The sequence below is a fragment of the Promicromonospora sp. NPDC052451 genome (assembly GCF_044547525.1).
GTDB lineage: Bacteria > Actinomycetota > Actinomycetes > Actinomycetales > Cellulomonadaceae > Promicromonospora.
The window spans coordinates 253152-277538 of the sequence record NZ_JBIUAP010000004.1; the positions used below are offsets into that span (position 1 = coordinate 253152).

14 protein-coding genes are annotated in these 24387 nt (G+C 70.9%); 5 read left to right on the forward strand and 9 right to left on the reverse strand.

Annotated features, from left to right (window positions below):
- Positions 1-388: 388 nt before the first annotated feature.
- From ACIG47_RS09135 to ACIG47_RS09150, 4 genes are all read right to left on the reverse strand, one after another.
- Entirely contained in the window at positions 389-721 is a 333-nt protein-coding gene (locus ACIG47_RS09135; RefSeq protein WP_397430522.1) for a hypothetical protein, read from the reverse strand.
- Positions 709-9933, reverse strand: a complete 9225-nt coding sequence (locus tag ACIG47_RS09140) for a polymorphic toxin-type HINT domain-containing protein (protein WP_397430523.1) — start codon at positions 9931-9933, stop codon at positions 709-711. Before ACIG47_RS09140 ends, ACIG47_RS09135 begins: the two co-directional genes overlap by 13 nt.
- A gap of 47 nt (positions 9934-9980) precedes the next feature.
- Complete coding sequence (locus tag ACIG47_RS09145; protein ID WP_397430524.1) at positions 9981-13043, reverse strand: LamG-like jellyroll fold domain-containing protein; 3063 nt, start codon at positions 13041-13043, stop codon at positions 9981-9983.
- 268 nt (positions 13044-13311) lie between these two features.
- Entirely contained in the window at positions 13312-14994 is a 1683-nt protein-coding gene (locus ACIG47_RS09150) for an HNH endonuclease (RefSeq protein WP_397430525.1), read from the reverse strand.
- A 154-nt stretch (positions 14995-15148) separates the two neighbouring features.
- Here ACIG47_RS09150 and ACIG47_RS09155 point away from each other — a divergent pair, with 154 nt between their 5' ends.
- Together ACIG47_RS09155 and ACIG47_RS09160 are read left to right on the forward strand one after the other, a co-directional pair.
- On the forward strand, positions 15149-15865 hold the full coding sequence (locus ACIG47_RS09155; protein WP_397430526.1) for a GNAT family N-acetyltransferase: 717 nt from the start codon (positions 15149-15151) through the stop codon (positions 15863-15865).
- Positions 15862-16404, forward strand: a complete 543-nt coding sequence (locus ACIG47_RS09160; protein ID WP_397430527.1) for an O-acetyl-ADP-ribose deacetylase — start codon at positions 15862-15864, stop codon at positions 16402-16404. Before ACIG47_RS09155 ends, ACIG47_RS09160 begins: the two co-directional genes overlap by 4 nt.
- Before the next feature lie 10 nt (positions 16405-16414).
- On the opposite strand, the gene ACIG47_RS09165 is transcribed toward ACIG47_RS09160, so the two are convergent.
- The 3 genes from ACIG47_RS09165 to ACIG47_RS09175 are packed head-to-tail and all read right to left on the reverse strand — an operon-like array spanning position 16415 to position 19196.
- Positions 16415-17104, reverse strand: a complete 690-nt coding sequence (locus ACIG47_RS09165) for an HAD hydrolase-like protein (protein WP_397430528.1) — start codon at positions 17102-17104, stop codon at positions 16415-16417.
- A gap of 20 nt (positions 17105-17124) precedes the next feature.
- Positions 17125-18762, reverse strand: a complete 1638-nt coding sequence (locus ACIG47_RS09170; RefSeq protein ID WP_397430529.1) for a multicopper oxidase family protein — start codon at positions 18760-18762, stop codon at positions 17125-17127.
- Complete coding sequence (locus ACIG47_RS09175; RefSeq protein ID WP_397430530.1) at positions 18759-19196, reverse strand: hypothetical protein; 438 nt, start codon at positions 19194-19196, stop codon at positions 18759-18761. Before ACIG47_RS09175 ends, ACIG47_RS09170 begins: the two co-directional genes overlap by 4 nt.
- A gap of 131 nt (positions 19197-19327) precedes the next feature.
- Here ACIG47_RS09175 and ACIG47_RS09180 point away from each other — a divergent pair, with 131 nt between their 5' ends.
- Both ACIG47_RS09180 and ACIG47_RS09185 read left to right on the forward strand, forming a co-directional pair.
- The gene (locus tag ACIG47_RS09180) at positions 19328-20461 is read left to right on the forward strand and encodes a sensor histidine kinase (protein WP_397413754.1); all 1134 of its coding nucleotides are present in this window, start codon (positions 19328-19330) and stop codon (positions 20459-20461) included.
- Between the two features lie 5 nt (positions 20462-20466).
- Complete coding sequence (locus tag ACIG47_RS09185; protein ID WP_397430531.1) at positions 20467-21123, forward strand: response regulator; 657 nt, start codon at positions 20467-20469, stop codon at positions 21121-21123.
- 3 nt (positions 21124-21126) lie between these two features.
- Here ACIG47_RS09185 and fgd read toward each other — a convergent pair whose 3' ends face one another.
- Both fgd and ACIG47_RS09195 read right to left on the reverse strand, forming a co-directional pair.
- Positions 21127-22128: a glucose-6-phosphate dehydrogenase (coenzyme-F420) gene (gene fgd / locus ACIG47_RS09190; RefSeq protein ID WP_397413759.1), complete on the reverse strand. Its 1002-nt coding sequence runs from the start codon at positions 22126-22128 to the stop codon at positions 21127-21129.
- 67 nt (positions 22129-22195) lie between these two features.
- Positions 22196-23413: an MFS transporter gene (locus ACIG47_RS09195; protein ID WP_397413761.1), complete on the reverse strand. Its 1218-nt coding sequence runs from the start codon at positions 23411-23413 to the stop codon at positions 22196-22198.
- An 83-nt stretch (positions 23414-23496) separates the two neighbouring features.
- Here ACIG47_RS09195 and ACIG47_RS09200 point away from each other — a divergent pair, with 83 nt between their 5' ends.
- Positions 23497-24387: a LysR family transcriptional regulator gene (locus ACIG47_RS09200; RefSeq protein ID WP_397413763.1), complete on the forward strand. Its 891-nt coding sequence runs from the start codon at positions 23497-23499 to the stop codon at positions 24385-24387.

Below are 24387 nucleotides of genomic sequence, written 5' to 3' on the forward strand. Positions count from 1 at the left end.
CCCGCCCGAGTTCCGGGCACGTGTCTTCGGCATGATCTGTTCAAACGCACCGCTTACATGCTCGGCATCAGCGCAGGCTGCCTTCGCAACTGAATCTCTCAGAATCGGGTCGACCGCCGCGAGGGGCCTGGGATTACGACATGACGCTCCACCCATCCGCTCACACTGGGGACTCAAGCACCTCACTTGGGTTATCCACCGATTTGAACTCACCCTCTGGCGAAGCTCGAAGCGTCCTGTCCGGCCAGCATTGAGCGCAACGGCTGGCAGGGACGAACTCCGGACTGCAGCATGAGGCGCTACACGGGCCGGGTGAAGAACAACGATCCAGACGACAACCCGCGCCACGAGAGGCCGCGAGGTTGTGCCTACGCCCCAGCGAGTACCTTCACTCGTCTTGAGCCTCTCTCGCCCTCCGTTTGCCGAGCTCGGTCAGGCGCAAGTAGAAGCCCGCCCCCATTGGCTTCCAACCAAAGAGCACAAGCTCGCGTTCTGACCGGATCAGCCACTCCGCAGGCCCACCGACCCAGTCTTCGAAGCCGCGCGCCGTCAAGTCTCCCGGGACCATCAGACCATCAGCGTAGAGGCGCCCCAGAACCGCGAGCGTCTTGGCCTGGTTCTCCGCAGAGAGATCACCCTCCATAACCTCCCAGGTCACCTCGTCCAGCATGACCCAGTCGCGAAGACCGGCTGACAGCAAAGCATTGATCACTTCCGCCACGGCAGGTGCACCTTTCGAGGTTTGCCGCTCCCGGTCACGATCTCGATCGTCTCGCCGCCCGAGTCGGATGTCTTCCGCCACTGGATCACAGACCCATCGGGCATCTTGTAGACATCAGGAATTGATCCACCCGCTCGGGGGGCGAGTCGTTCGCCGCCAACAACCCAGGTATCGAACAACTCGCGCATCTCCGATGTGGTCTCAACAGTCCTGACATGCTTTTGCTCCCCCTTAGGGAGGGTGCGCCACCGATCAAGGATTTGATCCGTGCTTCGCGCAGGGCCCGCGACCGGCCCGATTGGGCAGGTGTTGTGGACAAGAATTCCGAGCGCACCGACGTGATAGGTGTGGACACCAGCGACTGACAGATTATAGGCCCGCGCTGAGCGCGACGTCGCATACTGCAGGCCGCCCACCGTGAGGGCACTTCCGTCCTCGGTCAGCACCTGCTCGCCGGCAGCCAACTCATCGGCGCGCTGGAATTGGGCGTCCGTGACAGACCAGAACGGGTGATTCTCAGTCGTGCTGAGCACAGAACCGTCGTCGAACGCGAGGTCGGTCACGGTGTCCTCATGCACGAAGACTTGCGTGACCTCGCGTGCCCCCTGCTCACCCGTCTCGGGATCGGACGCGATCACGAAGTCGCCGGCCTCGATCGCTTCGATGGGCTTCTTGGATCCGTCAGCCATCAAGACCAGCGTGGCCCCGGTGAACGAGCAGACTCGTGCCGCGGTGTTTGCGACGGCCCCAGCGGGTCTTGTGGTTCGTACGAGTGACTTGGTCAGCACCTTCACACCGGTGATGGCTAGTTTTCCGGTGCCAGCACCAATGGCAACGCTGGCAACCTCGAGCGTCGCCTGCTTGAGCCATTCCTGCGGACTTCCCCAGTATTGGTAGAACAGGATCGGATCCTGGAAGGCGTGGTACGTGTCGACACCGAAGTTGATCGTGTCAGTGAAGATCCGATCGACCCACCACTCCTTGGTGATCCATTGCGGGAGCAGCGGCGATACCGAGCCGTTCTGTACCGATGCGTCATAGAGCGAGAGATCCGATGGATCAGCATGCGAGTCGTCCACCGGGTCGGCGTATTCATCCGGGCTGAAGCCGCCGCCCCCACTCGAATGCTGAACCGCGGTGTGGATCTGCTCCTGCGTGTCCTCGCGCGGGTCGCTGTTGGCGTACTCGCGCAACCCGGTGGGGTCTGTGTAGGTGACGGGGTTGTTGCCAGCGTACGCGTAAGCATTCCACTGCTGCGGATCCGCCAGATCCATCACCGGATCAACAGTCAGGAACCGCCCCTGCGTCTCGCCGTACCACCGAGCCCCGATCAAGGTCAGCCCAGACTCCACATCCCGCGTCTTACCCAGGAACACCCTGTCGGTTGGCATCGCCCGACCACCGCGCACCTGTCCGAACGGCAGCGTGTAGTGCTTGGCCACCGACGTCGTCGTCCACCTGGTGTTGTGCACGGAAGCGACCGGCGTACCGTGCGGATCGGTGATCAGCGACGTCACCGCACCCAACCCGTTGCCGTCGCGCGTCGCGATCGTCTGCCCAGCGAACGAGTAGTACCGCTGCGCCGTGACCGTGCTGGTCCCGGGATGCCACGTGATCTCCTGGCCACCGGCCAGGTACACCGTCACGCTCTCGTCGCCGGAGATCGCGGTGTCCGGCTCGGAGGTCCGGATCAGCCGCTCGCCGTCGCCGCCCCAGATGTTCGAGGTCCGGCTGGTCCGCGCGGCACCCGGCGTGACGACACCGGTGTCCGGGTCCTCCACGTCCGTGGTCGAGGTGGCCTGAGCCCTGGTCAGCTCGCTCTCCGGATCCCACGTGAGAGTCTGCTGGGTGCGCGTCAGCCCCTCGGTGGTGTCCCACCCGGTGGTCCGGCCGGCGTCGTCGTAGGTGTACGTCGTCGTCGCGCGCTCGTTGGTGCCCGTCGTGGTGGTCGAGGCCACCGCGTGCGGGCCGACGTCGCCTGTGTCGGTCAGGTCACCGTCACCGTTGGCGTCACGGCCGTAGTCGTACCCGGTGCTCTGCACGACGGCGGAGCCACGTGCAGTCGACGCGTTGCCCAGGACCAGCCGCTCGGAGATCCGGTTCCCGAGCTCGTCGTGCTGCCAGGAGGCCCAGTAGGGAGCCGCCCCACCGAGTGCGGTGGCGCCCGACTTCACGGACGGAAGCACACCGCACCTGCCGTCGGCCGGGGTCCACGCCTCGCTCAGCCGTCGTAGGGCGTCGTAGCGGAAGCACTGCTTGTCGGTGGCACGGCCGACCGCCGTCGGGTCATCCGTGATGCTGGTGATGTTCCCGGCCTGGTCGTAGGTGTACCGCAGGTCGAGCTCGGTACCGCCGATGCGTTCGCGGTCGAGCCGGAGGTTGGTGAGGCGGTTGGTGCCCTCCTCCCACAGGTACGACACCACGGTGCCATAGGTGTTGCCGAGGTCGAGGAAGCCCTGGCGGCCCCAGGCGTCACGCCGCGAGTCGGCGACGTAGGTGCCCCAGCCGAACCCGCCACCCATCCACTCCGGCAATGACGCGGCGTCGTAGTGGGTGGTGACCTCCTCGCGGTTGAGCACGCTCGTGCCGTTCGGGCCGGTCACCGCGGGCAACGTCTGCGTCGCGACCTGGCCGTCAGCGGTGTAGGTCCAGCTGGTGGTCCACGACTTGGCCGACAGGTGACCGAGTGCGGTGTCCGTCGGCAAGGTGGTTTCACTGCCGGTGGGCAGATACGCACCCGCCTTGACCGTGTACCCGGTCGCCGCAGTGGTGTAGGCCTTGCCACTGATGGTCCGGACCGTTGCGGTCAGCTGCCCCTTCACGGCCGTCTTGTCGGCGTCGACGGCTGTGTGAAGGCGGTCGTAGAACCACGTGACCGTACCCGTGCCGCCGGTCTGGGAGACCTTGCGGCCGAGGTTGTCGTAGCCGTACGTCAGCGTCTGACCGGCGCCGTTGGTCGTGGACGTGACCTGCCCGGCCGCGTCGTACTTCGTGGACGTCGCGCCTGCGTCCGGGTCGACAGCAGCGGTCTGCCGTCCGTGCCGGTCGTACGCGTAGGTCCACTCGTTGGCGTCCGGATCTGTCACGACCGTGAGGAGACCGGCAGCGTTGTAGGTGTACGTCGTGCCCTGGTACTCCAGGTCCTCGACCTCTGCCGGAGTGTCGGCCGCGGCGTTCTTGCGCGGGTCTCGCAGATACTCACGCAGCTCGATCGTGCGTCCCTTGGCGTCGTTGATCGTGCGGGTCGGGGTCGCGCCGTCGGGCGGTACCACCGTGGTGAGGTGGGCGTTGTACGCCGTCGTCGTCCGCCACCGCAGGTACTCGGGGTTGGTGGGGTTGCCGATGTAGAACCGCTCGGACGTCGCCCGCCCTGCGCCGTCGTAGGTGACCTGCGTGTACGACGGCGCCTGGTGGGCACCGTTGCGGGCCGTGACCAGCCCCATCGCAGGGCTGCCAGGAGCGACCATGCCGCCCGAGGTCTGCCACGCGCGCCCAGCAGTGTCGTAGAGGGTGGAGACCACGACCCGGGCCACGTCGGCGCCTGTGTGGTGTCCGTCCAACGACTCGGTCTGCGTCTGGATCTGCCGGAGCAGACCGTCGAAGATCCCGGTCGAGGCGTGTCGGCGCGATTCGTCCGCGCCGAGGGTCGACGTCTTGACGGCGTTCACGCCGGAACGCGACACGACGTAGTCGTAGCTGACGGACGAGGACTGGCCACCGGCCTTGCTCCGGTCGGGGAACCAAACCGCCTTGCTGCGTCCGAGGGCGTCGTAGGTCGCCGTGGTCACCTTGCCCGCGGCGTCGGTGCTGGTGACGATCTGTCCGGTGAACGGCGAGAGCTCGGTACGCACCTGGTGCGAGCTGAGGTCGTACCCGTCGGCGTTTCCGTCCCCAGCACCATCAGGGTCCGCGCTGGTGGTCGTCGTCGCGGTGACGATTCCGCCCGACTCGATATACGCAGTTCCGGTCGTCCGCCCGAGCGGATCGGTCACGGCGGTCACCCGCCCCTTGCTGTCGTACGCCGTGGTCGTGGCACCACTCTCCGGAAATGCCCAGCCCGCGCCTCGGTCGGCGGCCAGGGGTGTGACCGTCGTCGGCCGCCCTCGTACCGGTGCGGTGTTCCATGCCTGCCCGTCATAGCTGGTTCGGGACGCAGAGATCACTGTTGCCGCTTCCGGGGTGCCGTCAGCAGGACACGCTCCCTTGACCATGACGGTCTCGACCTGGACGAGGAGGTTGCTCGCACCGCTCAGGTACCGGTTACGGGTGCACGTGTCGTCCGAGCCCATCGGCGCACCGCTGATGGTGGTGTCCTCTGTTCCGGCCTGACCACGGTCGTCGGAGGTGACGACCTCTCCCTTGTCCCCATAGGTCGTGATCACGCGCGTCTTGTACGCCAGGTTGCCGGCGTTCGTGAACGTACCGCTCCAGACGTCGGCCGATGCGACCTGGCCGGCGACGATCGGCTGCTCCCCCGGCGCCGGTGTGTACCGCCCGGTCTCACGAACGGTGGGCAGGCTCGCCTTCTTGGACAGGACGTTCTGGCCGGTCTGGTCGGAATAGGTCGTCGTGACCAGCGGCGTACCCGCCAGGAGCTCGTGGTCGGTCACGGTGTCGCTGGTCAGGCTGCCGTCGACGGACTCCACCACCCCGTCGACTCCACGGAGGTACCGCGTCGTCGTCACCTGCCGGTCGGCGCCGGTGCCCAGTGTCGATGTGACCGTCTCGTAGCCGCGGAACACGCTGTACGTGCGGTACTTCTTCGCCACCAGGGCGTCGTCCACCTTGGTCCAGGCCGCGCCGCCCGCGTAGTCGTACGACGTGGTCACGTCCGGGGAGAACCCGGCCGCTCCTTGCGGTGAGGCGGACTGGACGACGGTGTCGACCAGGTAGGTGTGCACGTAGTCCACCCGCGGGTTCTCGACCCCGGACGGGTGCCACTTGACCGCCTGGCAGGCCAGCGTGTGCTCGCCCTGGCTGCCGGGTACCTTGACGGTGCCGTCGGCGGTCCGGGGAATGTTGCTCCCCGTGCACTCCCGGTCGCGGTACGTGATGTGCAGCCCGCCACCGGTCTCGGTCGTGACGCTGGTGAGGCGCACCTGCTTCATCGCGGGGTACCCGTCCGTGGCGGTGTCGTTCACCCGGCCGGGGAACTGCTCACCGACGAAGGTCACCTTGGGGGCCGTGATGTCGTCGCCCACGAGCCCCGGCGCGCCGGCCACCGCGTGCCCCGTGTGCTGGATGGAACGCAGCCACAGGACACGCCCGGTGCCGTCGCCCGGGTCACGCCAGCCGTGCTCCAAGGACCAGGTCGAGACCTTGGCCAGGGTCCCTGTCGCGGGGTTGCGCACATGCGCCGTGATGCTGGTCAGGCGCTTGGTGGAGTAGAACACCGGCGACTGCACGAACTGGCACGACGTGGTCGAGGTGCAGCGCAGGTCGGTCGGCGTGTCGTGCCACCGGCTCGCCGTCGACTTGGTCCACGTGTCCGGGCACGGGTTGGCCGCTGTCCCGAGGCAACGTTCGGCGGTGTGGAACTCGACACGGTACGGCGGTGCACTCTCGGTGGACGCCGTGGTTCCGTACTCGATCCAGTCCAGGGTGCCTCCGCGGACGTACTGCGACGTGTCGCCGGTGTTGGCGTTGGAGCCGTACCGGTTCGTCTCGGTCGCATACCCGTAGGTCATCGTGTTGTCGGAGGTGTCGACCACGTGGTCGAGCATCCACCGCCAGCCCAGCGTCACCTGGGAGTCCTTGAAGGCACTCGCGTGGCCCGGTTCACCGGCGTGGTTGCCGTAGACCGGCACCGTCCAGCGGCTCTTCTGCCCGTTCGCCTGACGGCCGAAGTCGTACACGGTCCCGTCGGTGGTCGACACCCGCCACCACTCCCCGGCCGTGCGCGGGCCGTACTGGGCCACGACGGTGCCGTCGTCGGCCTTCGGACGCCACTCCACCTCGGAGGTGGCGGCGACGTCGTCCTTGACGAGCTCGGTCGAGCTGCCGTTGAACACCAGGTACGCGTTGTCGGTGTCCCAGCACAGGTCACCGGTCTTGCGACTGGTGTTGTTCGGGTCGGCACCGCTGACCGGGTCCGTGTCCTGGGTGCAGGTGGTGTACTTGCGCTCCACGAAACCGGAGCTCAGGTCCCAGCCCGCGCCGATCCACGAGGACTGGTTGTTCGCGCCGGAGATGCGCCCGTCGAGCGCGGACGAGGAGTAGCCCAGCGTGAGCTTGGGCGCCGGCCCGGTGCCCGGCGTCGGCACGCCGACCGGGTACGACCAGCCCAGCGAGCCCGTCGCCCCTGAGACCGTCCAGGACGACGACGCGGACAGGGGCGTGGCCTTCCAGTCACCTGCTGCAGAGGCGGAACGCGCGGTGACCGCGAACTTGTCACCCGATCCGGCCTGTGTGGTGGTCCCGGCCAGCGCCTGGACGGTGGTCCGGGCAGCGCGCACCGTGGCCCGGGCCTCGTCAAGCTCGTCCTGCGCTTCCGCGGCAGCTTCTTCGGCTTCCGCGACCACCGTGGCGTCGTCGGCGCGTGCTTCCTCGTGCGGCGTGCCGCCGTCCTGCTCCGCGGACACCGAGGCCGACGGCGACATCGACGGAGTCGGAGAAGCGGAGGGCTGCGCGACATCTTCGCTCTCAGCGGCCTGGAGCGTGGCCAGGGCCTCGTCGGCGTCGCGCACGGCGGTCCTGGCCTCGTCGGTGGCGTCGGTCGCGGCCTCGAGCTCGGTCGCGGCCTGCTCGGCTGCGGCGGCCGTGGCGGCCGTCGCGATCTGCAGGGTTCCGGTGATCGTGCCGGCGTCGGTGTCGTTGAGCACGCCGTCGACCTCGACCGGCTGGCACTCCTCCGCCTCGGGCGTGGTCGAGGCGCACGCAGGGATGCGGACGAGACCGAGGCGGGATCCCCAGTCCGCTCCCCCGCCCAGGTCGGCGAACTCGCCGTAGTCCACCTGGACCTGCAGGCTCGTGGTGGCCGGCTCGTCCTCGACAGCCGCTGCGGCCGCCGACCGCACCTGCTGGGCCGAGGTGGTCGACACGTCGGTGACGTCGAGCAGCACGCCGGTCAGACCCAGCGCGTCCGCCTCCGCCTGGTCGGCGACCTCCAGATCGACCTGATCGGGCGAGGTGACGCCGGCCGCCGCACCGATCGACAGGTCCAGGCCGCCCAGCCCATCGACCGGCGTCAGGGTCTCAGGCACGGGCGCGGTCGTGGCGGCGGCGTCGGGCGCCGCGGCCTGCGGCGTCGGATCCGGCTCGACGGACGGTTCGGGTGAGGGCGTCGGCGACACGGGGTCGACCGGTTCGGGCGACGGGACGACCTCGACGTCGTCGGTGGCGTCGGCGCGGTTGTCCTGGCGTGCCTTCAGATCGGCGCCCTCACCGGTCGCGGTCTCCCCCGCGGGCACGTACTGCACCGTGAGGGTGGCATCCGGCCCGTACGTCTTCCAGCCCGCGGCCATGCTGACCTCGTCGGTGGCCTTGAGTCCGAGGGTCAGCACTCCCGCGTCTGTGCTCGCCAGGTACTTCGCGGCCGTCAGCACGTTCAGACTGATCGTGCGGGGCAGTGCGCTCGTGCACCCGTCCTTGTGCGCGACGGTCGTGGTGGTGATCCGCTCGCCGGGATCGGTGTCGCCTGTCCACCGCTCGTCCAGGTCCTCGAACGTCGAGGTGGGACCGAACTGACCGATACGCCACGCCTCTAGGCCCGTCGGCGTACAGGATGCCGAGTCGACTCCGGTGACCTTCAGCGACGCGGCGCTGACCTGATCGGCGTCGGTCAGGCCGACCTCGTCCAGGCCGGTGAACTGCCAGGCCAGACGAGAGGCACCGGACGTCTCGCCGCACGCGGTGTTCGTCGCGCTGTCGCAGTAGCCGACAGGCGCCGGGCTCTCGAACATGTACCCCGCCACGGTGGCGAGCTCCGGATCGATCGGCTCGCCCGCCCGCACCGCGATCCGCTCGACGGCCGCGGTCGGGGTGCCCGGCGTGATCATGAGCGGATACGCCACCGCATCCATCTCAGAGGTGTCCGCGTCGACGACCAGGGCAGAGCTGGTAGGTCCTTCCGCGGCACCGAACCCGGTCGAGGTCACCGCGGTACCCCCGACGGTCAACGCTCCCGCCGAGCCGGCGGCTTCAGTCGTCCCGAACCCACCGGCGGACGAGTCGCTCTGACCGTCGGTCGTCGTCGCGGGATCGACGACCGGTGACAGGGTCGCGGCCAGGCGCTCCCGCTGGTCGCCCAGCAGCGGGCCGTCCAGCCGTTCCTCCGGGTCGTCCAGCGCGGAGGCATCGACGCCGGTGACCTGTTCCCACTCACCGACCGTCATGACATCCGGGCGCGCAAGGCCGGACAGCTCGCCGCCGGGGGCACCGGCGCTGGAGTCAGCGGCGCCGACGACGTCGGCGGCAGAAGTGTCCCAGGCGGCGGGTGCCGCCAGGGAGAGCAGTCGCTGCCCGAACGGGTCGGAGACCACGAAGCCACCGTCACCGGCGGCCAGGACAGTCAGCCCTGGTGACGTGGTCACGTCGAACCTCAGCGCATCGAGGTCCAGTTCCCTCGCGGCCCGTTGGGCGGCCGCGGCGTCGGCGATACGCAGCGTCGGGACGAATCCCGTGCCGTCCTCGGTGACCGTGACCACCAGATCGACACCCTTGCCGGCGACGTCGGCATAGGTCAGGCGGTCACCGTCGATGCTCGGCGCGGGAAGGTCGAACGGCGCGTCGTAGACCAGCTCGTAGCGGCCCTTCATGAGCACCCGAGCCAGCGGCTGGGCCGGGGTGGAGCCGTCGGAGAAGGACATGTGGTAGACGCCCGCGGCGACCTCGACTCGCCCGTCGTCAGGAGCGCCGTCCACGACCTTCGTGTTCAAGGACGTCCAGTCACCGGAGGGTCCTCCGGTCACCGCCGACGCCGGGGCGCGCTGCGCCCGCGTGCTCGTCTCCACGACGACCGAGCCGTCGTCGTGAGCGACCGTGGTCGACCACGGGGTCGTCTTGCCGACGACCCGCACGTCGATGTCGCACTCCTGAGCGATCTCCAGCGCATCGCTCAGCTCCTCCGCCTGGAACTCACAGTTCAGCGATCTGGGTGGTGCCGCGATCGCGGTACCCGTCCCCAGCACCACGGCCGTCCCCGCGGCGACGATCGAGACCGCCACCCGGCGCACCCGTGCACCCGTTACCAACCGCACAATGCTCCTCGTCATGGCCGCCGCCGTCGTTCCGCTCGTCCTCGCACGCCTCGTCACGGGTGTCACCAGTCCGAGCTCTCGACCGTGTCCTTGATGGTGGGGTCGATCGCAGCCGCACCCCGGGTGAAGTCCTTCGCGTCGGCGCCCTGGCACAACCGTCGGACCTTGTTCTCGGCCACCAGCTGGCCGTCGAAGACGCGCACGTTGTCGATGCGGCCCTGCCAGAACTTGTCCTGCACATCACGAACCAGGCTTCGCCCCGCCACGAACGGCCGGGTAGTGGCGAAGGACACCGCATCGGCTTCGGCCCGGTCGTACCGCTGCGGATCGGCCGGCTTCGGATCCTGAGGCGTCCCGATCTCGCACACCCACAGCGACACCTTCTTGGTCTTCGCGTCGAATGCCCCGGTCAGGTGGACCCACTGACCGGTGACGACGGGTGTCGTCGACATCACCCGATAGACGGTCGCCGTGCCGGAGTCGGTACCCGCGACATGGAAGTTGAAGCACCCGACGCCCATGGCGTGCTGCGAGCAGGGGAACGTTCCGAGCTGGAATGCCGACGTCGTCGACCCGTCCTGCGACAGGGCGGCATGCAGGTCCCGGGTGGCGCCGGGGTCGACCCACACGTGAGCGCTGACGACGAAGCTGCTGTTGGTGCTAACCACGCCCGCGGTGGTGAACAGACGATCGTCGACGCCGTCGAAGGCGACGGCATGGTCGCCGTCACGGGACCCGAACAGCTCGTGTGGACCGTCGACCCATCGTGGCAGCGCGCTGGTGCTCTCCGTCCCCCGGAACTCCAACGGTTGGGAACCCACCAGCCCGAGCGCCTCGCTCGCCGATGTGCCCGAGCCGTCATCGAGGCGCCACACCGCGGTCTCGCGCGGAGCGGCGACGTCGAACGTGTAGGTTGCGGCAGTCGACTCGTTGCCGGACTTGTCCCGCACCTTGGCATAGATCGTCACCGGCCCCTCCCTGCTCGGGACGAAGCTCACGACGATCTGTCCGCTGCTGTCCAGGGTCCACCGGTGGGGCAAGGACGGGTCGGCGAATCCGAACAACATCCGCTCCGCGTCCCAGGCACCGGTCGAGATCCGGAACTTTCCCCGCATCCCGATGCCGCCGTACTCCTTGGGACCGTCCGGATCGCGCTCCAGATAGACCGCTTCCACGCCCGACGTACTCATCGGTTCTGCGGTGATCTTGGGCGCACCAGGCGCCTCGTTGTCGATCATCATGGGGCACCATGACGACCACGGACCGCCGACGCCGTCCCGCACGGCCCGCATCCGCCAGGTGTACCGCTCGTTCGCCACCAGGTTGCTGCCGGGCCGGATCGTGTGCCGGGACCCGGACGACTTGAGGCTGGTCCAGTGCACGCTCACCGACCCGGTCGACACCCGCTTCACCTGGAAGTGACCCTGGACCGACTGCCCGTCCGGATCACGCAGCACGCCGGAGATCTGTGGCCTCAGCCACGCTGAGAAAGCGAGCCCGTCGGCGCACCACCACTCCGGGTAGTCCGAGCTCGTGAACGTCTTCGTGCCGGTGGGGGCCAGCGGCAGCTGGTCGTAGACAACGGAGAACGACGCCCCGAAGTCAGGGTTTCCCGCCCACTGGTTGCCGGCGTAGCGCTTCCAGTCGGTCATCGAGTCCTCGTTGACCTTCAGACCCAGCGTGAGCGACGTCCAGTTCGAGGAGGCGACCTTCTTGGCCGCGGCAGTCGACGAGAAGCCGATCGGCTGCTGGGACCCGCACTCATGCCACTTGTGCGCGGTGTCCCGGATCGCGATCGCGTTCGTCCACGACCCGCCTGAGCTCCAGCTCGTGGACGAGCTGATCTCGTTCGAGCCGATCAGGTACAGCGCCGTCTTGCGCGCCTGGCAGTCGAAGGCCCACGACCCGAAGACGTTGAACTCTGCGGACTTGATCTCGCTCGCGTCCAGACCAGCAACCTTGCCGAGATTGTTGAACTCGTACAGCACCCGGTGCTTCGACGTGCGCTCGCACGGGAACCCGTAGGGGTTGTAGTAGTCGCACAGACCCGTGCCGTGGTCCTTGTTCGGCTCGTCGGCGAACTTGTAGCCGGAGGAGGAGTCCGGCCACGCACTCTTGATACCGGTGAACTCGTGCAGGGAGCCACTTGCTCCGGGGTCCAGGAAGAGGGGGAACTGGGTGTCCGGGTCCGAGGCGACCGCGGCGAGGTCGGGATCGAGCCGCAGGACGCCGGCCGAAGGTCCGGACTCGCCGTTGCCCTCGGGCTGCAGGTCGGCGGGAACCTCCACGAGACCCTGGCGGGACTGTGGGCCCTCGATCAGGTCCGGCTGCTCCTGTTCGACGGCATGGGCGTCTCCCGCGACGCGGGAGCCGAACAAGGCGGTGGGCTGTACCGGCGCGGAGTCGATCACGCGGGCGTCCCACAGCAACGGCGTCGGTGAGCGGAAGACCTCAGTGCCCTCGTCGTCGGTGGCGACGAACCCGCCGCCCGACTGCCCCAGCTCCAGGCCGTCCGACACCTCCACCGGGAACTCGAGGCCCTGCAAGGCGGGATTGGCAGCCGCTTCTGCCGTCCGCACACGGATGACCTCGCGCCAGCCGGTCCCGTCCGAGTCCACGGTCACGACCAGGTCGATGTCCTCGTCCCCGAGGATGCCCGGGTAGGTCACGCGGTCGCCCTCGACCACGGGTTCGGTCAGCTCGAAAGGGACGTCGAACGAGAGCGTCTCACCCTCCATCGACTCGATCACAGCCAACGGTTCGGCCGAGCTGCCGTCGCTGAACGACATCGGCAGGGCCGGTGCCGCAACCTCCAGGCGTCCGTCAGGGCCGGCGGTCGGCTCGATCGTGGTGTCGATCGTCCCCCACACGCCGTCACCGTCGCTGTCCTGCCTACCGGCGGACGTCCGCGTCGACCACTCGAGACGTCCGTACTCCGGCAACGCGGCCACCTGCTCGAACGGCGTGTACGACTCGACCGCGAAGACCTTCTGGTCACATCGGGCCGCGACCTCGGTGGCCTCGGCGATCGTCGGAACCTCCGTCGGGCACTCGTCCGTCACGGCCGCTGCGCCGTCCGCGCCCATTGCGCTGATCAGACCGTCCTCGATGTCCGTCGTCGCCACGGCGGCACCACCGGCAACGAGAGTGAGCGCCGTCAGTCCGGCGACGACACGCCCGCGCCCACGCGACATCGCCGCCACAGCGCCCCGCCAACCCCCGGCCCGAAGGTCCTCAGTCACCCTCAACGCAAGCTCCCTCACACGATGGATGGCCACAAGGCCACCAAGTCCGGAGCGAGGCTACTGTCCAGTTTCCTTACTAATGACGCGTTTGGGGTGAAACCCGGGGGTGATCTTGTGACAGCGGAGCCGTGATCTGCGCTCCCGCCGTTCAAAACGGCAGGGCGGCGGGCTTCGCACCTGACCTCACGCCCCGCTCCTCTCCCTCGGAAGCACCCCCTGACTCCCACGACAGCCGGGCACCGGTCGGACGCCTCCCCCTGAGCGACCGCAGCGTCAGGTCGTAGCTGGTGTCGGCATCGACCGCACCCGTGGCCACCAGCTCAGGGATCCCGATGTGCGTGTCCAGCACTGTCGGCGGGCGCGCGTGCACCCGTCCCGCGGGCGCGATCCAGGTCGTGACGCCGCTGTCCGGGTCTCTGACGACGTCCCAGCCACCGTGCGTCTTGAGCAGGTGATGCCGTCGGCACAAGGGGTGGAGGTTGTCGGCCCGCGTCTGCCCCCGCGTCCCCGGCGGTCGTGCCGCACCGTCGAGGCCGTGGTCGAAGGGGACGATGTGGTCCAGGTCGCTCCGGTCTGCCGACCGTTCACAGTGTGGGAACGTGCAGGTCTGGTCGCGGGCGACCACGGCCTGCCGCAGGACCGTGCCCGGGCGGTAGGACGTCGTCGAGTAGTCGGTCAGCACGCCGGTGGCCGGGTCGGTGACCAGGCGCTGCCAGGTGGCGTCCGTGGCGATCCGCGCCGCCTGGTCCGCAGTGACGGCGCCAAAGCCGTCCAGGTCACCGGGTGCGTCGTCGGTACCCAGCAGAGCGGTGGCCGGGACGGTCACCCGGACCACGGGTCGCGTGGGCGCCACGCGCACGACGGTGCGCTGCACCGGGGCACGGCCGCCGCAGGTGCACACGTTGCCGGAGGTGTGGTCCTTCGCGGCACCCTCGGCGCGGCTGCCGTCGTCGTCGGTCTGGCCGGACGTCCGCAGCCGGCCGGTGACGATTCCTGTCAGGCAGTCGGCCCGCAGCTGTCCGAGGTCGCGCTCCTCGCCGGACGTCCGTCGCAGCTGATGAGCCAGGTCGTCCACGACGCCCCACACCGCCGCCGCGTCGACGGCGGGTAGATAGGCCGACAGCCAGGCCATGTCGTTGTCCGCCCGGTCCACCTGCACCGAGCGTCGCTCCGCCGCCGCCTTGGCCGCCTGGTCCGCGCCGTGCCGCGACTTGGCGAACGCCAGCAGCTTGGACCGCAGCCAGCGCCAGGTCCGGTGCGGCGCCTGAGGCAGGTACCGGGCGATCGCCTCGGCCCGCTCCTCCGTGGTGAGCTGTGCGGCCGATCGCAGCAAGGTGTGTGCCTTCCTGACGTCGATTCGCCCAGCGGTCAGCGCTCTGATCACCACGGGGTGATCCACCCCGGACTCGGCGCGCACGACGACGTCCGACGCCTCTGTCCCGGTCACCACCAGCTCGGTGCTCACCTGCGCGACCAGCGAGCTGTGCGCCAGCGGACTGGTCTCCCGGCCTGCGCGTTCGCCGACCACACGAGCCTGGAGGCCCGCTGCCCACGACTGCAGGCGCCCGCACGCGGCCATCAGGTCGCCCAGCGCCTCCTCGGGCAGATCGGCCAGCAGCTCGGCGTGGTGATCGGTCGCTTCCGCGACCACCCGCGCCAGCTCGGCACCCACAGTGCCGGCCAGCGCGGCACGCAGCTGGTCCACGGACCAGAGGGCGACCGGCAGGGCATCCGGCGGCCACACCTGCCCGCGGCCCCCGCCTGACGACTCCGAGGATTCGTCGTCCAGGAGCACGCGGCCCACATCCCGGTACTTCCGACCGTCATCCATGCCGCCGCCTCCCTTGGCCATATCGTTCGAGAAGATCTCATTGCTACGGACGTTTGTTCGACTCTAGCCCCTGCCACCCACGTTCGCAGGCCTGGCAACCGGCCCTGTGGATATCGCTCGGTACATGTCGGTGAGCGGTGGTTGACTCCCTCCCATGAACGACGACCAGCCCTACGAGTTCTCCGCCGACCCCGCCCGCATCGACGCCGCCCGCGTGCACGACCTCATCTCCCGGCACACCTACTGGGCCAAGGATCGCCCGCGCCACGTGATGGACGCCGCCATCGCCGGATCCCGTCCCTACGGCGTCTACAGACGCTCGACGGGCGAGCAGGTGGGGTTCGCGCGCATCGTGACCGACGGCGCGACGTTCGCCTGGCTGGCCGACGTGATCGTCGACCCGGACCTGCGCGGCGAGGGCATCGGGAAGCTCTTGGTGGCGGGCGTGGTGGCGGACGTCGAACCGCTCGGCCTGCGCCGGATCCTGCTGGCGACAGCCGATGCCCACGGCCTCTACGAGCGGTACGGGTGGCGGCCGATCAGCGACGACTTCACATGGATGGAGCGCCCCGGGACCGGCACGGGACCGCAGGCAGGCGGCCAGGACGCCCCGACAGACCGGGCGCACGGCCCAGGTCTGGACGGCCCAGGTCTGGACGGGCCGGGTGCGAACAGCCCAGGTCCGGACGCGCCAGGTCCGGACGCGCCAGGTCCGGACGCGCCAGGTCCGGACGCGCCAGGCGCGGGCACGCCAGGCGCGCGCACGCCAGGCGCGCGCACGCCACGTTCGGACGTACCACGTTCGGACGCACCGCCCACGGACGCGCCGCACCCTGGCGAGCCCCGTGCCGACCAGGGAAGCGCCACATGAGTGCCCTCACGGTAGAGATCGGTGACCTGACCCGCATCGAGGCCGACGCCGTGGTCAACGCCGCGAACTCGACGCTGCTCGGCGGTGGCGGGGTCGACGGCGCCCTGCACGCCGCCGCCGGGCCACGTCTGCTGGAGGCCTGCCGCCGTCTGCGCAGCACGACCCACCGCGACGGCCTGGCGGTCGGTGACGCCGTGGCGACGCCGGCGTTCGACCTGCCCTCCTCCTGGGTGATCCATACGGTCGGACCGAATCTGCACCGTGGTCAGGACGACCCCACGCTGCTCGCGTCGTGCTTCGCCCGGTCGCTCGACATCGCCGCCCGGCTCGACGTGCGGTCGATCGCGTTCCCCGCCATCAGTGCGGGCGCCTACGGCTGGCCAATGGCTGACGTCGCGCGGATCGCCGTGGGAACGTGCCGAACCTGGCTGGCGGGACACCCCGACGGCAGCCCTCAGCAGGTGCGGTTCGTGGTGCTGGACGACCGGCCGCGGGAGGTGTTCGACATCGCGCTGCGGAGCGCGGGCCCGACACCCTGACGAGCGACCCTCAGCTCACGAGCAGCTTGCCGAGCTCCGCGGGGCGCGTAGCCACTGCGACCGCCCCGGCGGCGTCCAGCTCACCGGGCGCCCCGTAGCCCCAGGCCACACCGACGGTCGGGACGCCGTGGTGGGCGGCGGCGTGCACGTCGTGCTCGCGGTCGCCCACCATGACGACCTCCCCCGGGTCGGCGCCGAGCGCGACGGCGTGGGCGAGCGCGTGCTCCACGACGACCTCCTTGCCCTGGACCTCGCCGACGGCCTCGGGGTCCGCGCCGTGCACGCCGTCGAGCCCGCCGTCCAGGTAGGCGTCCAGCCCGAAGTGCTCCACGATCTGCCGCGCGTAGTGCTCCGGCTTGGCCGTCGCGACCAGGAGCGTCACACCGGCCTCGCGCAGCTCCGCGAGCGCCTCGGGGATGCCCGGGAACACGGAGTTGTCGAACATGCCGCGCGCCTCGAAGTCCCGCCGGTAGGCGGCGATGGCGGTCGCGGCGTCGGCGTCGGACAGGCCGATGCCGGCCATGCTCGCGCCCAGCGGCGGGCCGACGAAGGTGCGCAGCACCTCGTCCGAGGGGACCGCGAAGCCCGCGTCGGCCAGGCCGGCGCGCAGGGACGACACGATGCCGGGGGCGGAGTCGGTGAGGGTGCCGTCGAGGTCGAGCAGGACGTGGGTGGTGCGGGAGGGGAGGGAGAGAGTCACGGTACGAGCGTCGCACAGGTTCAGTGGTGCCCCTGGTGGGCGTCCGCGTCCGGGACGTACCGGGGCCCTGTCCCGGACGCAGGCGCGACCGTCCGGTCGGCACTGCCGGCAGCGCCGCCCCCGTCATGCCCCGCCGTATCGTGTCCCGCACCCGCGTGCCCCGCACCCGCGTGCCCCGGCGACCCGGCCTCCTGCCCCGGCCGCACCACGACGAGCTGCCCCATCATGCCGCCGTCCTCGTGCATGAGCATGTGGCAGTGGTACATGTACGGCACGTCCGGGTCGCTGTAGTCGTCGAACCGCATCAGGAGCCGGTAGTCGCGGCCGGGCTCCAGGTAGATCGTGTCCTTGCGGCCCGCGAGCTCCGGCGGCGGGGCCTGGCCGTCGATGCTCAGCACGCGGAACTGTACGTCGTGCACGTGGAAGCTGTGCGGCATGGGCACGGTGCTGCGCACCTCCCAGACCTCGGTGGCGCCCACGGTGGCCACCTCGTCGATGCGGCTCATGTCCATGGTCCGCCCGTTGATCCGCCGGTCGTCGAGCTCGAACTCGCGAGTGACGGAGACGTCGGACTCCCGCAATGCGTCGGCGGCGGCGTGGACCGAGGGGTGCCAGGCGGGTTCGGGCGACGGCGCCAGCCGGTCGGCCGCCCGCAGCTCCAGGACGTCGAACTCGTCGTTGCCGCCCATCGCGAATGGGACGACGACGCCGCCGAGGTCGGCCTCGAACGAGTGCAGGCGGGTGGTCTCGCCGGGCTCCATCCGGACGACGACCTCGGCGCGCTCGCCGGGCGCGAGCCGCACCTGCTCGAGCCGGACGGGGGCGTCGAGGAGCCCGCCGTCGGTGGCGACCAGGTCCATCTCCCGGTCGGCGAAGCCGAGCTGGTAGGTGCGGGCGGTCGACCCGTTGAGCAGGCGCAGGCGCACGGCCTCGGTCGTGACCTCGTGGTACGACCCCACCGTCCCGTTGGCCAGCACCGTGCCGCCGAGCGTGCCCGGCTCGCTGCCGTTGTCCGACAGCTCGAGCTGGCCGGCGTCGTCGAGCACCTTGTCCTGCACGACGACGGGCACGTCGTCGACGCCGTAGTCCTGCGGCAGGTCGGCGGCGCGGGAGGCGTCGTCGTCGAGCAGGAACATGCCCGCCAGGCCGCGGTAGACGTGCTTCTCCGTGGCGCCGTGGGGGTGCGGGTGGTACCAGAGGGTGGCGGCGGGCTGGTCGATCTGCCAGGTGGGCCGCCAGCTCCCGCCCGGCTCGACCTCCTGGTGCGGGCCGCCGTCCATGGCCGCGGGCAGGTGCATGCCGTGCCAGTGCACGCTGGTGGGCTCGTCGAGGTCGTTGGTGACCTCGACGGCGACACGCTCGCCGCGCTCGGCGCGCAGGGTCGGGCCGAGGTAGGGGCCGTCGAAGCCCCAGGTGCGCGTCTCGATCCCGGGCAGGAACTCGGTGGTGCCCTCCTGCGCGGTCAGGGAGAAGACGCGCGTGCCGTCCACGACGTGCGACGGTGCCAGGGGCGGGATCGCGAGCTCGTTCGTGAACTCCACCTCGTCGACGGGGGTGACCGAGCCGGGCACCAGCGCGCAGCCCGCGAGCCCGAGCAGCAGGGCCAGCGCGCCCGCGGAGACGGAGCCGACGACGTGGCCCGGGGCGACGCGCCTCATCGGCCGGCCCCGCGCAGCCGCTGCACGCCCGCTGCCACGACGCCCGCCAGGGCGCCCCACATCGCGTCGAACGCCAGGGCCGGGATCAGGGTCCACGCCGGGCCGTCGCCGGGGCCGCCGAACCCCGACAGCACCGGAACGAGGAGTCCGATCGTGTGGGCGACCAGCCCGTAGGCCAGGCCGGTCAGGGTCAGGGTGAGCACGGGGCGGGGCACGCGGCCCAGTCCGACGACGCCGATCCAGACGGCGGCGGTGATGCCGATGATCGCCAGCGCGCGGGGTGCGCCGGTACCGAGCGCGCCGGTCAGGCCGGTCAGCGGCCAGAGCAGCGCCAGCGCGGACAGGCCCGCGACGAGGCTCCACGGGACGGGGACGGGGACGGGGCCGCCCGCGGGCCCCGGCGTCGGCCGGGCGGGAGGCTGTGGTGAGGTCATGCCCCGACGGTGCCCGCCGGACCCGCTCGGCCACATCGGCCCGGGATCGTCTCCTGGTGTCGCCTGGGAGCGACACCAACCCTGGACCCTGGTCTGATGCCTCGGGGTCGGGCCGTCCGTAGGGTGTCGGTGTGCCCGAGAAGAGCGAGGTCCCGTACGTCGTGGACCCACGTGTCACCGATGTCGTCCTGGCGATCGCCATGGCCCTGGTGGTCGCCGTGGTCATCGCCGCCGACCCCGACGCGACCCACCATGCCGGGCCCGGCGCCTACCTGTTCGCCGCGGGGTTCGGGGCGCTGGTGCTGCTGCGACGGCGGCTGCCGCGCACCGTGCTCGTGGTCACCGTGCTCGCGGTGTTCGTCTACTACACGTTCCAGTTCGCGCCGATCGGCATGGCGCTGCCCGCGATCGCGGCCCTCTACTCGGCCGCGGAGATGGGCCGGACCGGCTGGGCGGTCGGCGGGGGCGCCGTCCTGGTCGCGGTCGCCACCTACTACCGGGTGACGGGCACGGCCGAGGAGTACCTGACGCCGTACGACCTGGTCACGAACCTCGCGCTGGTCGCGGCGGCGATCGCGCTGGGCGTCGCCGTGCGGCTGTCCCGGGAGGCCCGGGTGCACCAGGCGCACGCCGCCGAGCAGCGGCTGCAGGCCGAGCGGCTGCGCATCGCCCGGGACCTGCACGACGTCGTGGGGCACAACCTGTCCGTGATCGCCCTGCACTCGGGCGTCGCGGCCGAGGCGGTGGGCCGGGACGACGACGCGGCCCGGGGCGCCCTGGAGCACGTGCGGCAGGCGACGTCGGGCACGCTGCACGAGCTGCGCTCCACGGTCCGGGTGCTGCGCCGCCCTCTGGACACGGCGGACGGCGCGCCCGCACCCACCGGCCTGGCCGGCGTCGGCGCCCTCGCGGCGTCCGCCCGCGCCACCGGCCTGCACGTGGACACCGACATCGACGTACCCGACGGCGTCCTGGACGGCGCGATCGACGCCGCCGCCCACCGGATCGTGCAGGAGTCCCTGACCAACGTGCTGCGGCACGCCGCAGCCACCCGCGTCACGGTGTCCGCCGGGATCGACGGCGACCGCCTCACGATCAACGTGTCCGACGACGGGCGTGGGTCCGGTCCGGGCCTGGTGCCCGGCTCGGGGATCTCCGGGATGCGCGAGCGTGCCTCGCTGCTCGGCGGCACCCTGACCACGGGCGACGCCCCGGGCGGCGGGTTCGTCGTCGCCGTCGTCCTGCCCCTGCGTCTGGCAGGGTGAGCGTCGTGATCCGCATCGTGCTGGTGGACGACCAGGAGCTCGTGCGCGCGGGCCTGCGCGCCCTGGCGGAGAGCGACGGCGACATCGCCGTCGTCGGCGAGGCGGCCGACGGCCGGTCCGGCGTGTCCCGGGTACGCGAGCTCCGACCCGACGTCGTGCTCATGGACATCCGGATGCCGGTCCTGGACGGCCTGTCTGCGACGCGCGAGATCGTGGCCGACCCGGCGCTGGCGGGCACCCGCGTGCTGGTGCTGACCACCTTCGACGAGGACGAGCACGTGTTCGACGCCGTCCGGTCGGGCGCGGCCGGGTACCTGCTCAAGGACGTGCCCCCGGCCGAGCTGCGCCGCGCCGTCCGCGTGGTGGCGGCCGGCGACGCGCTGCTCGACCCCGCCGTGACCGCCACCGTGCTGCGCGCCGTCGCGGCCGGTCCCGCGCCCCGGACCGGTGCCGACGACCGGCTCGCGGGGCTCACCGAGCGCGAGCGCGAGGTGCTGCAGCAGCTCGGCCGCGGGCTCACCAACGACGAGATCGCCGCCGCGCTCTACCTCAGCCCGGCCACCGCGCGCACCTACGTGAGCCGGCTGCTGGCCAAGCTCGGCGCGCGGGACCGGGCGGCGCTGGTGATCCTCGCGTACGAGACGGGGCTGGTCAGCCCCTGAGGATCACAGCTCCCGCAGGCGGGGCAGCACGTCCTCGCCGAACTGGGTCAGGAACCGCTCCTGGTCGTGCCCTGGCCCGTGGACCACGAGGTGGTTCAGCCCGGCGTCGACGTAGGGCTTGATCATCGCTACGGCTTCCTCCGGGTCGGACGCCACGATCCAGCGCTTGGCGACCTGCTCGATCGGCAGCTCGTCCGCGAGCTGTTCCATCTCGGTGGCCGAGGTGACGCTGTGCTTCTGCTCCGGCGTGAGCGAGAGCGGGGCCCAGAACCGCGTGTTCTCCAGCGCGGCGGTGGCGTCGCGGTCGTAGGAGATCTTGATCTCGATCATCTTGTCGATGCCGGCGGCGTCGCGCTCCGCCTTGGCGGCGCCCTCGGCGACCGCGGGCAGCAGCTTCTCCGTGTACAGGTCCATGCCCTTGCCGGACGTGCAGATGAAGCCGTCGCCGGCGCGGCCCGCGTACTTGGCCACCAGCGGCCCGCCGGCCGCGATGTACACGGGCACCGGGTTCTCGGGCCGGTCGTAGATGTTGGCGCCGACCAGCTCGTAGTAGTCACCCTTGAAGTCCACGGACTCCTCGGTCCAGAGGGCCCGCATGAGCTGCACGGCCTCGCGCAGGCGCGCGAACCGCTCCTTGAACTCGGGCCACTCCATGCCGGAGACGGCCGTCTCGTTGAGCGCCTCGCCCGTGCCGACACCGAGGATGACGCGGTTCTCGGTGAGCAGGGCGAGCGTCGCGAACTGCTGCGCGATCACCGCGGGGTTGTACCGGAACGTGGGGGTGAGCACGCTCGTGCCGAGCTGGATGCGCTTGGTGCGCTCCCCCGCCGCGGCGAGCCAGACGAGGGCCGACGGCGCGTGACCCCCCTCGTGCCGCCACGGCAGGAAGTGGTCGGAGACCATCGCGCTGTCCAGTCCCACCTCCTCGGCGCGGACGGCGAGCTCGACCAGCTCGCGGGGCCCGAACTGCTCGGCGGACGCCTTGTACCCGATCTTCAGAGTCACAGCAGTGACCCTACGCTCGATCGCCGGTCCGTGAGCGGTAGCGTCGCGCACATCACATCCGGCCTGGTCAGCCCCGCCGCATCGCCCACGCGGCCCACCCGCCGGCCACGGCCACGAGCACCACGAACGCGCCGAGCACAGCCGCCGCCGGCAGGTACGCCAGACCCACGCCGACGGCCAGCACGGGCACCACCAGGCCCGCGTAGGCCACCAGGAAGACGAGCGCCAGCGCCTCGGCCCGCTCCTGGGGCGGCACCAGGGCCGCCGTGCGCCCCAGCGCCGTGCGGAACAGCAGACCGGCGCCACCGCCGGCCAGCAGGCCACCCGCCACGAAGAGCCACGTGGACGCCAGCACGACGCCGCCGAACAGCGCCGCCGGGCCCGCGACCATCAGCACCCCCGCGGCGGTGAGCTGGGCGCGCGGGGCGACCCGCGCCGCGACCGACTGACCGAACGCGCCCGCCAGGAACGGCGTCGCCGCGACGACGCCCGCCACGACCAGCGACGACTGCCCCAGCTCGTCGCGCACGAAGGACGCGGCCACCGAGCTGAACAGCCCGAAGACGGCGAACGCCGTGAAGGCGCCGACACCGCCCGCCGCGAACCGGCCGCGCAGCTCGCCGCCGACCGCGACCCGCTGCGGCCGGTAGGGGCGCAGGCCCGGCCGGTGCAGCACGGTCTCCGGCACCAGGAGGGTGGCGACCAGGAGCACGACGAGCACCCCGGCGAACACCGCGTACGGCGTGGTCAGCGGGTGCGCGGACCGTTCCGCCAGCAGCCCGGACAGCACCGGGCCCAGCCCGAGCCCGCCCAGGTTCGCCACGGTCGCGACGACGGCGGCCCGCGCCGGCGCGGGCCGGGACCGGGCACCGTCCAGCTCGGCCAGGTAGGCGGTCGCCGTGGCGGTCAGCGCTCCGATGCCGACGCCGGACACGACCCGGGCCACGAGCATCCCGGGCAGGTCGTCCCGCACGAGGAAGATCACGGCCGCCAGGATCTCCAGCACCGCCGCGAGCAGCACCAGCGGACGGCGGCCCACCCGGTCGCTCAGGTGGCCCACGAGGAACAGGCTCGCGACCACACCCACGGCGTACGCGGCGAAGATCACCGTGACCGTGAACGGACCGTAGCCGTCCCGGACCACGTAGAGCGGGTAGAGCGGCGTCGGCACGGTGGAGAACGCCATGAGGAGCAGGAAGGTCAGGCCGATGACCCAGAACCCCGCGCCGTGGCGACGCGGGCCGGCGACGGAGGGAGTGCGGGCGGGTGCGGTGGAGATGGTCACCCCAGCAGTCTGCGCCCGGACATTCATCAGGACAAGCGAATCATTCTGATCAGATCTATCGCAGATACAGATAAACTGGCCGGATGGACACCCGGCACCTGGAGTACTTCATCGCCGTCGCGGAGGAGGGCAGCTTCACGCGCGCCGCCCACCGTCTGCAGACCGTCCAGTCGGCGGTCTCCGCGGGCGTGCGCACGCTGGAGCGCGAGGTCCGGGCCACGCTCTTCGTCCGGTCCACCCGCCGTGTCGAGCTGTCCGACGCCGGACGCGCCCTGCTGCCCGAGGCGCGCGCCGCCGTCGAGTCGGTCGACCGCGTCTTCGACGTCGTGGCCGCCGCCGAGAGCGGACTGACCGGCCGGCTGCGTCTCGGGGTCTTCGCCAACTCCGACATGCTCGACATCCCGGCGCTCGCCGGGCGGTTCCACCGCCTCTACCCCGGCGTCGCGCTCAGCGTCGTCGCCTCCCCCACCGGCTCCACGGGCCTGGTCGACGACGTCCGGGCCGGCCGGCTCGACCTCGCGATCACCGGGCTGCCCGCCGGCGACCTGACCGGCCTGCGGGCGCACGAGCTGCTGGCCGACGAGTTCGTCGCCGTCGTCCCCGAGGGCCACGAGCTCGCCGGGCGCACCGTGGTCACGCTCGACGAGCTGGTGGCCGAGCCGTTCGTCGACGGCCCGCCCGGGTTCGGCAACCGCGTGATCATCGAGCGCGAGCTCGCAACCCGCGGCCTGCGCCGCTCGATCGTGGTGGAGAGCCCCGACATGAGCCTCGTGTCGCAGTTCGTCGCCGCCGGGCTCGGCGTCGCGGCGCTGCCCCGCCTGGTCCTGCGCCCCGTACCGGGTGCGGTGATCCGGCCGCTGGACGTGTCCGTCCCGTTCTCGATGCGGTCCGTGAGCCGGCCGCGCACCACCCGCCCCGTCGAGGCCGCACTGGCGCTGCTGCGCGGCCTGCCGGTCCGGGCGCTGACGGCCTGA

Excerpts from the sequence above, each read along its gene's own strand:
- ACIG47_RS09140 (WP_397430523.1), bottom strand. The coding sequence starts at position 9,933 with ATGACGAGGAGCATTGTGCGGTTGGTAACGGGTGCACGGGTGCGCCGG.
- ACIG47_RS09150 (WP_397430525.1), bottom strand. The coding sequence starts at position 14,994 with ATGGATGACGGTCGGAAGTACCGGGATGTGGGCCGCGTGCTCCTGGAC.
- ACIG47_RS09155 (WP_397430526.1), top strand. The coding sequence starts at position 15,149 with ATGAACGACGACCAGCCCTACGAGTTCTCCGCCGACCCCGCCCGCATC.
- ACIG47_RS09160 (WP_397430527.1), top strand. The coding sequence starts at position 15,862 with ATGAGTGCCCTCACGGTAGAGATCGGTGACCTGACCCGCATCGAGGCC.
- ACIG47_RS09170 (WP_397430529.1), bottom strand. The coding sequence starts at position 18,762 with ATGAGGCGCGTCGCCCCGGGCCACGTCGTCGGCTCCGTCTCCGCGGGC.
- ACIG47_RS09175 (WP_397430530.1), bottom strand. The coding sequence starts at position 19,196 with ATGACCTCACCACAGCCTCCCGCCCGGCCGACGCCGGGGCCCGCGGGC.
- ACIG47_RS09200 (WP_397413763.1), top strand. The coding sequence starts at position 23,497 with ATGGACACCCGGCACCTGGAGTACTTCATCGCCGTCGCGGAGGAGGGC.